The organism is Streptomyces sp. PKA51 (genome assembly GCF_057552455.1).
The window spans coordinates 304,183-315,440 of record NZ_BAAJPZ010000005.1 but is presented as its reverse complement, the minus strand read 5'-3'; the positions used below and the strand labels follow the sequence as shown (position 1 = coordinate 315,440).

Below are 11,258 nucleotides of genomic sequence, written 5' to 3'. Positions count from 1 at the left end.
CGCTGCTCAGCGCGCGACGCGACGCGTCACTCGACCTCGAGCCAGCCGTCGTACTCGTCGGCGAGCTCGCGCAGGGCGGCGACGTCGAGGTCGCCGTCGGGGTCCTCGAGGACCACCAGCCACTGGGCGTCCTCGGCGTCGTCCTCGCCGGCGAGCGCCTCGCGCACGACCTGGGGGTCCTCGTCGAGGCCGAAGCGCCGGCCGGCCTCGTCCGCGGCCTCCTCGGCGGCGTCGCGGTCGGGCAGCACGAGCAGGTGCCGGAGGGGTTCTGATGAAGTGGAGATATAGGAGGAAGCGCTGGTCACCCGCCCATTGTGCGGCATGGGATCACGGGCGTACGAGGGGGTCTGTCACTGGGGCATGGGATGCTGTTCCCGATGGCCAGGAAGACTGCACCCGACGACCTGCTCGCCCCCGTCACGCTCGCCGTGGGGCAGGAGGATCTCCTCCTCGACCGCGCCGTGCAGGAGGTGGTCGCGGCCGCCCGGGCGGCCGATGCCGACACCGACGTCCGGGATCTGACCCCCGACGCGCTCCAGCCGGGGACGCTGGCCGAGCTGACCAGTCCGTCGCTGTTCGCCGAGCGCAAGGTCGTGATCGTCCGCAACGCGCAGGACCTGTCGGCGGACACGATCAAGGACGTCAAGGGCTATCTGACCGCGCCCGCCGAGGAGATCACCCTCGTCCTGCTGCACGCCGGCGGGGCGAAGGGCAAGGGTCTGCTGGATGCGGCCCGCAAGGCGGGGGCGCGCGAGGTCGCCTGCCCCAAGATGACCAAGCCGGCCGACCGGCTGGCGTTCGTCCGCGGGGAGTTCCGCGCGGTGGGCCGCTCGGCGACGCCGGAGGCATGCCAGGCGCTGGTGGACGCGATCGGCAGCGACCTGCGGGAGCTGGCGAGCGCCTGTTCCCAGCTCGTCGCGGACATCGAAGGCGCCATCGACGCGGCCGTGGTCGCCCGCTACTACACCGGCCGGGCGGAGGCGTCGAGCTTCACGGTCGCCGACCGGGCCGTGGAGGGCAGGGCGGCCGAGGCGCTGGAGGCGCTGCGCTGGGCCATGGCGACGGGCGTCGCCCCCGTGCTGATCACCAGTGCCCTGGCGCAGGGCGTCCGCTCCATCGGCAAGCTGGCCTCGGCCCCCCGCGGGGCGCGGCCGGCGGATCTGGCCCGGGAGCTGGGCATGCCGCCCTGGAAGATCGACCGGGTGCGCCAGCAGATGCGCGGCTGGTCCGCGGACGGTGTCGCCGCGGCGCTGCGCGCCGTCGCGGAGGCCGACGCCGGGGTGAAGGGCGGCGGCGACGACCCGGAGTACGCCCTGGAGCGTGCCGTGGTCGCCGTGGCCCGGGCCGCCCGCAGCGGCAGCCGCTGACCTGCGGCGCTCGCTCCCTGAGACAACCTCTTCAGGCCCTGAGGCGACCTCTTCGGGCAATCCCTACGGGAGACCCTCACCGGAGAAACGCCCGGAGGCCCGGTGCCGGCCCTGGGGAAAGGGCGGCACCGGGCCTCCGGGGTGGATCGATGAGCCTCAGGAGGCTCGTGCCGCACCCGCGTGGCGAACGGCCGCGTGCGGCGGGGGTGCCGGGTCCGGAGCGGTTGAGAGGGTCCGCTGGGGTCCGTAGCCGGCGATCAGACGGTGTCGTCCGGCCTTACTTGGCGGAGACGAGCTTGGCCAGCGCCGACTTCTTGTTGGCGGCGGCGTTCTTGTGGATGACGCCCTTGCTCGCGGCCTTGTCCAGCTTCTTGCTGGCCAGGCGGACGGCGGCAACAGCCTTCTCGGCGTCGCCGGCGACGATGGCCTCACGGGCCGCGCGGACAGCGGTCTTGACCGAGGACTTGACGGCCTTGTTACGCAGGCGCGCCTTCTCGTTGGTCTTGTTCCGCTTCATCTGGGACTTGATGTTCGCCACGAAAAGAGCCTTTTCAGGTTCGTTGGATTTCGATCATGTGCCGTGTGCGTGATGAGAGGGCACGACAAGACACAGTGAGCCAGGCTACCAGTACGCGCCCCGGCGTCCCAAACCGGACCGAGCCCGCCGGTCATGGGACCATGGAGGCGTCGTATATCCGACTCCCGCCGAGACTGGCGTTCACACGCCGAAGTCACCGAATGGATCCTGCGTGCCCGCGACCCCTACCAACGTGCCCGAGCCGAGCCGTACCGACCCGGCTCTGATCCGTAACTTCTGCATCATCGCGCACATCGACCATGGCAAGTCGACGCTCGCCGACCGGATGCTCCAGCTGACCGGTGTGGTCGACCAGCGGCAGATGCGTGCGCAGTACCTCGACCGGATGGACATCGAGCGCGAGCGCGGCATCACGATCAAGTCCCAGGCGGTCCGTCTGCCCTGGGCGCCCACCGAGGGCGAGGGTGCGGGTGCCACCCACATCCTGAACATGATCGACACCCCGGGCCACGTCGACTTCACCTACGAGGTCTCCCGCTCCCTGGCCGCGTGCGAGGGCTGCATTCTGCTGGTGGACGCCGCCCAGGGCATCGAGGCGCAGACCCTCGCCAACCTCTACCTGGCGATGGAGAACGACCTCACGATCATCCCGGTCCTCAACAAGATCGACCTGCCCGCCGCCCAGCCGGAGAAGTTCGCCGCGGAGCTGGCCAACCTCGTCGGCTGCGAGCCGGAGGACGTGCTGCGCGTGTCGGCCAAGACGGGCATGGGCGTCGAGGCGCTGCTCGACCGTGTCGTCGCGACCGTCCCGGCCCCGGTGGGCGTCAAGGATGCGCCCGCCCGCGCGATGATCTTCGACTCGGTCTACGACGCCTACCGCGGCGTGGTGACGTACGTGAAGGTCGTCGACGGCACGCTGAGCAAGCGCGAGCGCATCAAGATGATGTCGACCGGCGCCGCCCACGAGCTGCTGGAGATCGGCACCAACTCGCCGGAGATGACCCCCGCCGACGGCCTGTCCGTCGGCGAGGTGGGCTACCTGATCACCGGTGTGAAGGACGTGCGCCAGTCCAAGGTCGGTGACACCATCACCCAGCTGCACGGTGGTGCCAGCGAGGCGCTGGGCGGCTACAAGGACCCCAAGCCGATGGTGTTCTCCGGCCTGTACCCGCTGGACGGCTCGGACTACCCCGAGCTGCGCGACGCCCTCGACAAGCTCCAGCTCAACGACGCCGCACTGGTGTACGAGCCGGAGACCTCGGCCGCCCTGGGCTTCGGCTTCCGCGTGGGCTTCCTCGGCCTGCTGCACCTGGAGGTCATCCGCGAGCGCCTGGAGCGCGAGTTCGGCCTGGAGCTGATCGCCACCGCGCCCAACGTGGTCTACCGCGTGGTCATGGAGGACGGCACCGAGCACACGGTGACGAACCCCTCCGAGTTCCCCACCGGCAAGATCGCCGAGGTGTACGAGCCGGTCGTGCGGGCCACCGTCCTGGCGCCCAGCGAGTTCATCGGCTCGATCATGGAGCTGTGCCAGAACCGCCGCGGCGTGCTGCTCGGCATGGACTACCTCTCCGAGGACCGCGTCGAGATCCGCTACACCCTGCCGCTCGCCGAGGTCGTCTTCGACTTCTTCGACCAGCTGAAGTCCAAGACCCGCGGCTACGCCTCCCTGGACTACGAGCCCACCGGCGAGCAGACCAGCGAGCTGGTCAAGGTCGACATCCTGCTGCACGGCGACAAGGTCGACGCCTTCTCCGCCATCACGCACAAGGACAAGGCCTACGCGTACGGCGTGCGGCTGGTCGCCAAGCTCAAGGAACTCATCCCCCGGCAGGCCTTCGAGGTGCCGGTCCAGGCGGCCATCGGCTCCCGTGTCATCGCCCGCGAGACCATCCGCGCCATCCGCAAGGACGTCCTCGCCAAGTGCTACGGCGGTGACATCTCCCGCAAGCGGAAGCTGCTGGAGAAGCAGAAGGAGGGCAAGAAGCGGATGAAGATGGTCGGCAGCGTCGAGGTGCCGCAGGACGCCTTCATCGCGGTGCTCTCCAGCGACGAGGGCGACAAGGGCAAGAAGTGACAGCGCGTGCCCCGGCCGGGCTTCCGGCCGGGGCACGGCGGCATCACCGCACGATCCGCGGCGCGGACTATTGCCGGGTCTGCGAAAATCCTCCGCCGACCGGCGCTTGATCAGCCGGTTCCGCACTCTTACGCGACGGGCTCTTCCGGCCTACCCTGATCACTGCTCGAAGGTTACTCGCGAGTCACCAGCAACGAGGCGGGCCCCGGAGGATGCCGTGACCGAGACGCAGGCTTTGATCGAGAACCGGCCGCCCTCCGTGGCGACCCTCTTCCTCGACCGGGTCGAGGCCACCCCCGACGCGGAGGCCTACCGCTACCCCGTACCGGCCGCCGGCGAGGGGCCCGACACCTGGGCCTCCCTGACCTGGCGCCAGGCCGCCGACCGCGTCTTCGCCGTCGCCGCCGGCCTCGTCGACCTCGGCATCCTCCCCGAGGAGCGCGTCGCCCTGGCCTCCGCCACCCGCGTCGAGTGGATCCTGGCCGACCTCGGCATCATGTGCGCCGGCGCCGCCACCACCCCCGTCTACCCCAGCACCGACGCCGACGAGACCGCCTTCATGCTCTCCGACGCCGAGTGCCGCATCCTGATCGCCGAGGACGCCGCCCAGCTCGCCAAGGCCCGGCTGCGCCGCGCCGAGCTGCCCGGCCTCGCCCACGTCGTGGTGATCGACGCCGCCGACGCCACCCCCGCCGAGGGCGACCCCGAGGGCTGGGTCCTCTCCCTCGCCGACCTCGAGAAGCGCGGCGCCGCCCTGCTCGAACGCCGTCCGCAGGCCGTCCGCGAGCGCATCGAGGCCCTGCGCCCCGAGCAGCTGGCCACCCTCATCTACACCTCCGGCACCACCGGCCGCCCCAAGGGCGTACGGCTGCGGCACGACGCCTGGTCGTACATGTCCCGGGCGATCGAGGCCACCGAGCTGGTGCAGCCCGAGGACGTGCAGTATCTGTGGCTGCCGCTCGCCCACGTCTTCGGCAAGGTGCTCACCACCGGCCACATCGCCGTCGGCCACATCACCGCCGTCGACGGCCGCATCGACAAGATCGTGGAGAACCTGCCGGTCGTGCGGCCCACCTACATGGCCGCCGTCCCGCGCATCTTCGAGAAGGTCTACAACGGCGTCGCCGCCAAGGCGCGCGCCGGCGGCGGCGCCAAGTACAAGATCTTCCGCTGGGCCGCCGACGTCGCCCGCGAGTACGCCAAGGTCTCCCAGGACAACTACCGCCGCACCGGCAGCAAGGCCGTTCCCTTCGCCCTCGCCGCCAAGCACCGCGTCGCCGACGCCCTCGTCTACGCCAAGATCCGCGAGGCGTTCGGCGGCCGGCTGCGCGCCTGCGTCTCCGGCGCCTCCGCCCTCGCCCCCGACATCGGCTACTTCTTCGCCGGCGCCGGCATCCACATCCTGGAGGGCTACGGCCTGACCGAGACCAGCGCCGCCAACCTCGTCAACCCCGGCGATGCCTACCGCACCGGCACCGTCGGCAAGCCCCTGCCGGGCACCGAGGTGCGCATCGCCGACGACGGCGAGATCCTGCTGCGCGGCCCCGGCGTCATGGAGGGCTACCACCGCCAGCCGGAGAAGACCGCGGAGGTGCTGGAGCCCGACGGCTGGTTCCACACCGGCGACATCGGCGAACTCTCCCCGGACGGCTACCTGCGCATCACCGACCGCAAGAAGGACCTCATCAAGACCTCCGGCGGCAAGTACGTCGCGCCCGCCGAGATCGAGGGCCGCTTCAAGGCCGTGTGCCCGTTCGTCTCCAGCATCCTCGTGCACGGCGCCGACCGGAACTACTGCACCGCCCTCATCGCCCTCGACGGCCCCGCCGTCCTCGACTGGGCCGAGGGCCACGGCCTGGCCGGCAAGCCGTACGCGGAGGTGGTCGCCGCCCCCGAGACCCACGCCATGGTCGAGGGCTACGTGCAGCGGCTCAACGAGGGCCTGCAGCGCTGGCAGACGATCAAGAAGTTCCGTCTGCTGCCGCGCGAACTGGACGTCGAGCACGGCGAACTCACCCCCAGCCTCAAGCTCAAGCGGCCGGTCGTCGAGCGCACGTACAAGGACCTGATCGAGGAGATGTACGCAGGGGCCCGCGAGGCGTGAGAGGCCCGGACGGCGGCTCCTGCCCCGTCCTTCGCGCCCCATGCCCGCCGTACTCCCAAAGCGTCCACTTGCCCAACTCGGCGCACCTGGGCACCGCCCGTCTGTCACCCTGGCGGTGGTGAATCCCGCACTATGCCGTAAGCGGTCAGGAGCGTCACCGTGAGGACATCGCCAACGTCCGGAAACGGCGCGCCGGTTGCCCGCGCACCCTCCCGCAGAGCGGGCGCGCAGGCCACCGGCGGCTGCCCGGGCCAGTCGGCCACCGCCCGCACCAGCCTGCCCGGCGACGCCCGCGCGCCCTCCGCCGCCCGCCGCTTCGTGCGCACCGTGCTCGCCGGCTGGAACGCCCACGACGTCGTCACCTACGACGCCACGCTGCTGGTCAGCGAGCTCGTCACCAACGCCGTGGTGCACGCCGGCACCTCCGTCGACCTCGAATGCCGCCTCGACCCCGCCCGCGGCGGCAGCCTCGTCGTGGAGGTCACCGACCACCACCCCACCCGCGAGTTCCGCGCCCGCCGCCCCGCCCCCGGCGAGCGCGACGGCCCCGCCCACTGCGGCCGCGGCCTCCGCCTGGTCGCCGAGCTCGCCGAGACCTGGGGCACCGCCTACCGCCGCACCGACAAAACGGTGTGGTTCCACCTGCCCACCAGCCGCCCCGACCGCGCCGGCGAACCGCCCGCCCTCTCCGACCAGGCGCTCCTGCGCGACCTGCGCGTCGCCGAGAACCTCGGCCCCGGCTCCTGCCCCGAGCCCCCCGCCCGGCCGCCCGCCGACACCGGCCGCCACCGCGCCCTGTCCTTCCTCGCCGAGACCTCCGAGCTGCTCGCCGGCCAGTTCGACGAGGACACCGTCGCCTCGCTGGCCGCCCAGCTCGCCGTCCCCCGGCTCGCCGACTGGTGCGCCGTGTGGCTCGACGCCGAGTCCGCCCCCGGCACCATTCACCCCGCCCCGCGCCTGTCCTGCGTCTGGCACGCCGACGAACGCCGCACCGAGCCCCTGCGCGCCGCCCTCCTGCACGCCCCGCCCCTGCTGCCCGCCACCGGCCGGCCCGCCCCCTGGCCGTACCGCCAGGACCCGCCGGGCCCCGCCCCCACCGGCGCCCCGCACGGGCCCGCCCTCGCCTGCCGCCTCGTCGCCGGCGGCCGGGCCCTGGGCACCCTCCTGCTCGGCCGCACCGCCGGCCCCGGCCTCGGCGACGACGTCACCGGCCTCACCGAGGACTTCGCCCGCCGCCTCGCCCAGGCCCTCGCCTCCGCCCGGCAGTACACCCGCCAGGCCACCATCAGCACCATCCTCCAGCGCGGCCTGCTGCCCCGCGGCGTCGCCCACATCCCCGGCATCGACAAGGCCGTCGTCTACGAACCCTGCGGCGACACCGCCGCCGGCGGCGACTTCTACGACGTCTTCGCCGCCGGCGACGACCGCTGGTGCTTCGCCCTCGGCGACGTCTGCGGCAGCGGCCCCGAAGCGGCCGTCACCACCGGCCTCGTCCGCCCCTGGCTGCGCCTGCTGGCCAAGGAGGGCTACGGCGTCGCCGACGTGCTCACCCGCCTCAACCACATGCTCGCCGAGGAGGCCGCCGAGGACGCCCCCGGCCCCGCCCCCCGCTTCCTCTCCCTCCTCCACGGACAGCTCGTGCCCCGCACCGACGGCGGCTCCGGCGTCCGCTGCACCCTCGCCAGCGCCGGCCACCCCCTGCCCCTCCTGCTGCGCCCCGACGGCTCCGTACGGGCCGTGGGCGCCCCGCAGATACTGCTCGGCGTCGTCGAAGAGGTCGCCTACAGCAGCCAGACCTTCGACATGGCCGCCGGCGACACCCTGCTGTGCGTCACCGACGGCGTCACCGAGCGCAAGGCCGGCAACCGCCTCTTCGACGACGCCGACGGCCTGGCCGCCACCCTCACCGCCTGCACCGGCCTGACCGCCGAAGGCGTCGCCCGGCGCATCCGCGACGCCGTCCACGCCTTCGCCCCCACCCCTCCCGACGACGACCTCGCCCTGCTGGTGCTCCGAGCCGAGTAACCCCCGGCATGACGGACAATGGACCCCATGCCTTCCGTACTGCCTGACGGCGAGCCCATGCCCGAGGACGGGGCACTGCCCCACCACGCCCTCGCCGGCTCCGGGCAGCGGCCCCTCGGCTTCTACCTGCACGTCCCCTACTGCGCCACGCGCTGCGGGTACTGCGACTTCAACACCTACACCGCCAGTGAGCTGCGCGGCTCCGGCGGCGCGCTCGCCTCCCGCGACACCTACGCCGGGACCGTCACCGACGAGATCCGGCTCGCCCGCAAGGTGCTCGGCGACGACCCGCGCCCGGTCGAGACGGTCTTCGTCGGCGGCGGCACCCCCACCCTGCTGCCCGCCGCCGACCTCGGCCGCATGCTCGCCGCCATCCGCGACGAATTCGGCCTCGCCGAGGACGCCGAGGTCACCACCGAGGCCAACCCCGAATCCGTCGACCCCCGCTACCTGGACGAACTGCGCGCCGCCGGCTTCAACCGCATCTCCTTCGGCATGCAGAGCGCCCGGCAGCACGTCCTGAAGATCCTCGACCGCACCCACACCCCCGGCCGCCCCGAGGCGTGCGTCGCCGAGGCCCGGGAAGCCGGCTTCGACCACATCAACCTCGACCTGATCTACGGCACGCCCGGGGAGAGCGACGACGACTGGCGCGCCTCCCTCGACGCCGTCCTCGGCGCCGCCCCCGACCACGTCTCCGCCTATGCCCTCATCGTCGAGGAAGGCACCCAGCTGGCCCGGCGCATCCGCCGCGGCGAGGTGCCCATGACCGACGACGACGTGCACGCCGACCGCTACCTCATCGCCGACGAGACCCTCTCCGCGGCCGGCTACACCTGGTACGAGGTCTCCAACTGGGCCACCACCGAAGCCGCCCGCTGCCGGCACAACGAGCTCTACTGGCGCGGCGCCGATTGGTGGGGCGCCGGCCCCGGAGCCCACTCCCACGTCGGCGGCGTGCGCTGGTGGAACGTCAAGCACCCGGGCGCGTACGCGCAGGCACTGGCGGAGGGCCGTTCCCCTGGCGCCGGTCGCGAAATCCTCGCGGACGAGGACCGCCGCGTCGAGCGCATCCTGCTGGAGCTGCGGCTCGTGGACGGCTGCCCCCTGTCCCTGCTGCGCCCCGCCGGCCTGGCGGCGGCGCAGCGCGCCCTGACGGACGGCCTGCTGGAACCGGTCGCTTTCGCGGAGGGCCGTGCGGCCCTGACCCTCCGAGGCCGCCTGCTGGCGGACGCGGTGGTCCGCGACCTGGTGGACTGACCCCCGGTCCCGCCCTTTCTCCGTTTCCGAGCGGGGCCTGCGGCCCCCTCGCACCCCCGCAGGACCGCGCGGGGTCTCGAAGGGGCGGCAGCCCCTTCGGAAACTGGGGGCACCTCCCAGCGGTAGCTGGGGGAGAAAGGGCGGGTCCGGGGCACCGCCCGCCGCAGGCGCCCCCTACCCACCCACCGTCACGAAGTCGATCAGCTGCTCCACGCGCCCGAGCAGCGCCGGCTCCAGGTCCTTGTACGAGCGCACGGAACCCAGGATCCGCTGCCACGCGGCCCCCGTGTTCGCGGGCCACCCCAGCGCCCGGCACACGCCCGTCTTCCAGTCCTCCCCGCGCGGCACCCGCGGCCACCCCGCGATCCCCACCGACGCCGGTTTCACCGCCTCCCACACGTCGATGTACGGGTGCCCCACCACCAGCACGTGCTCGCCCGTCACCGACGCCGCGATCCGTGATTCCTTCGTGCCCGGCACCAGGTGGTCCACCAGCACGCCCAGTCGCGCGTCGGGCCCGGGGCCGAAGGACCGGACGACCTCCGGCAGGTCGTCGATGCCCTCCAGGTACTCCACGACCACGCCCTCGATGCGCAGGTCGTCGCCCCACACGCGCTCCACGAGCTCCGCGTCGTGCCGGCCCTCGACGTAGATGCGCCCGGCGCGTGCGACGCGCGCCCGGGCGCCGGGGACGGCGAGGGAGCCGGACGCGGTGCGGGAGGGCGCGGCGGGGGCCGCGGCAGCGGGGCGTACGAGCGTGACGACGCGCCCCTCCAGCAGGAAGCCGCGCGGTTCCATGGGGAAGGCCCGGCACTTGCCGAAGCGGTCCTCCAGGGTGACCACGGGCCCCTGCGCGGTCTTCTCGCACCGCACCACCGCGCCGCAGAACCCGGTGGTGACCTCCTCGACCACCAGGTCCACCTCGGCCGGTACCTCCGGTACGGGCGGTCCCTTCCGCTTCCACGGCGGGGTCAGGTCGGCCGGTCCGTACTCTCTGCTGCGCATGGCCGCAATTGTGGATCAAGATGGCGGATCACGGAGTGGGGAAGCGCTCCCGCAATTCGTCGCGTTGCCGCCGTACGAAGCCCGCGTCGACCACGGCCCCGTGCCCCGGCACGTACACCGCGTCCTCGCCGCCCAGGGCCAGCAGCCGGTCCAGGGCGGCGGGCCAGGCATGGGGGAGGGCGTCGGCACCGGCCTGCGGTTCGCCGGACTCCTCGACGAGGTCGCCGCAGAAGACCACGTCGGGTGCGTCCGTGCCGCCCGGCACCAGCACCGCCAGGTCGTGGGCGGTGTGCCCGGGCCCGATGTTGACCAGCAGCGCCCGGCGTCCCCCGCCGAGGTCGAGGGCCACCTGTCCGGAGACGCCGTGGCCGGGGAGGACGAGCAGTTCCACGGCCTCGGCCGCGAGGTCGGGCTGCATGCCGTGCAGCACGGCGTCGTGCCGCAGTTCCTTGCGTTCGCGGCCGAGGAGTTCTCCGGCGCCCACGGCCGCGTACACCTGGACGCCGGAGAAGGCCGCCGTGCCCAGGACGTGGTCGAAGTGCGGGTGGGTCAGTGCGATGTGCGTCACGGGCAGGCCGAAGATCTCCTGCAGCTCGTGCCGGATCTCCACGCCCTCGTGCAGCGAGGAACCGGTGTCCACGACGAGCACCCCGTCGCTGCCGGCGACCGCGCCGGCGGTCGCGTCCCAGCCCGGCAGCCTGCGGCGTACGACACCCGGCGCGAGGTGTTCCCAGCGCGCTCCGGCCCCGCCCCCCACCGCGCCCGCGTTCGCGTGAGTTTCCATACGGCGACGCTAGCGGCTGACCGATAGCGTTGCCCGTCCGGAGGCAAGGGGCGCGGACGGCCCTTGCCCCGGTCGTGGGGCCCGGCCGTACACTTGCC

Annotated in this window: 9 protein-coding genes; 5 read left to right on the top strand and 4 right to left on the bottom strand. The window is 72.9% G+C overall.

Annotated elements, in window-relative coordinates; genetic code table 11:
• Positions 1–26: 26 nt before the first annotated feature.
• Positions 27–323, bottom strand: coding sequence for a hypothetical protein (locus AC27L3_RS10825; protein WP_487233783.1), 297 nt, complete (start codon positions 321–323; stop codon positions 27–29).
• 54 nt (positions 324–377) lie between these two features.
• Here AC27L3_RS10825 and holA point away from each other — a divergent pair, with 54 nt between their 5' ends.
• Positions 378–1,367: a DNA polymerase III subunit delta gene (gene holA, locus AC27L3_RS10820; protein ID WP_487233782.1), complete on the top strand. Its 990-nt coding sequence runs from the start codon at positions 378–380 to the stop codon at positions 1,365–1,367.
• A 277-nt stretch (positions 1,368–1,644) separates the two neighbouring features.
• Here the strand turns inward: holA and rpsT are convergent, their stop codons facing one another.
• Entirely contained in the window at positions 1,645–1,905 is a 261-nt protein-coding gene (gene rpsT, locus AC27L3_RS10815; protein ID WP_487233781.1) for a 30S ribosomal protein S20, read from the bottom strand.
• A 211-nt stretch (positions 1,906–2,116) separates the two neighbouring features.
• Between rpsT and lepA the strand changes: the two genes are divergently transcribed.
• From lepA to hemW, 4 genes are all read left to right on the top strand, one after another.
• Entirely contained in the window at positions 2,117–3,982 is a 1,866-nt protein-coding gene (gene lepA / locus AC27L3_RS10810; RefSeq protein WP_487233780.1) for a translation elongation factor 4, read from the top strand.
• Between the two features lie 217 nt (positions 3,983–4,199).
• On the top strand, positions 4,200–6,086 hold the full coding sequence (locus tag AC27L3_RS10805) for an AMP-dependent synthetase/ligase (RefSeq protein WP_487233779.1): 1,887 nt from the start codon (positions 4,200–4,202) through the stop codon (positions 6,084–6,086).
• Positions 6,087–6,245: 159 nt separating this feature from the next.
• Positions 6,246–8,111: a SpoIIE family protein phosphatase gene (locus AC27L3_RS10800; RefSeq protein ID WP_487233778.1), complete on the top strand. Its 1,866-nt coding sequence runs from the start codon at positions 6,246–6,248 to the stop codon at positions 8,109–8,111.
• A 27-nt stretch (positions 8,112–8,138) separates the two neighbouring features.
• Positions 8,139–9,371: a radical SAM family heme chaperone HemW gene (hemW, locus tag AC27L3_RS10795; RefSeq protein WP_487233777.1), complete on the top strand. Its 1,233-nt coding sequence runs from the start codon at positions 8,139–8,141 to the stop codon at positions 9,369–9,371.
• 174 nt (positions 9,372–9,545) lie between these two features.
• On the opposite strand, the gene AC27L3_RS10790 is transcribed toward hemW, so the two are convergent.
• Positions 9,546–10,376 carry a DUF3097 domain-containing protein gene (locus AC27L3_RS10790; protein WP_487233776.1) on the bottom strand — a complete coding sequence of 277 codons (831 nt, stop codon included), beginning with the start codon at positions 10,374–10,376 and terminating at the stop codon, positions 9,546–9,548.
• 28 nt (positions 10,377–10,404) lie between these two features.
• Positions 10,405–11,160, bottom strand: coding sequence for an MBL fold metallo-hydrolase (locus tag AC27L3_RS10785; RefSeq protein ID WP_487233775.1), 756 nt, complete (start codon positions 11,158–11,160; stop codon positions 10,405–10,407).
• Positions 11,161–11,258 lie beyond the last annotated feature (98 nt).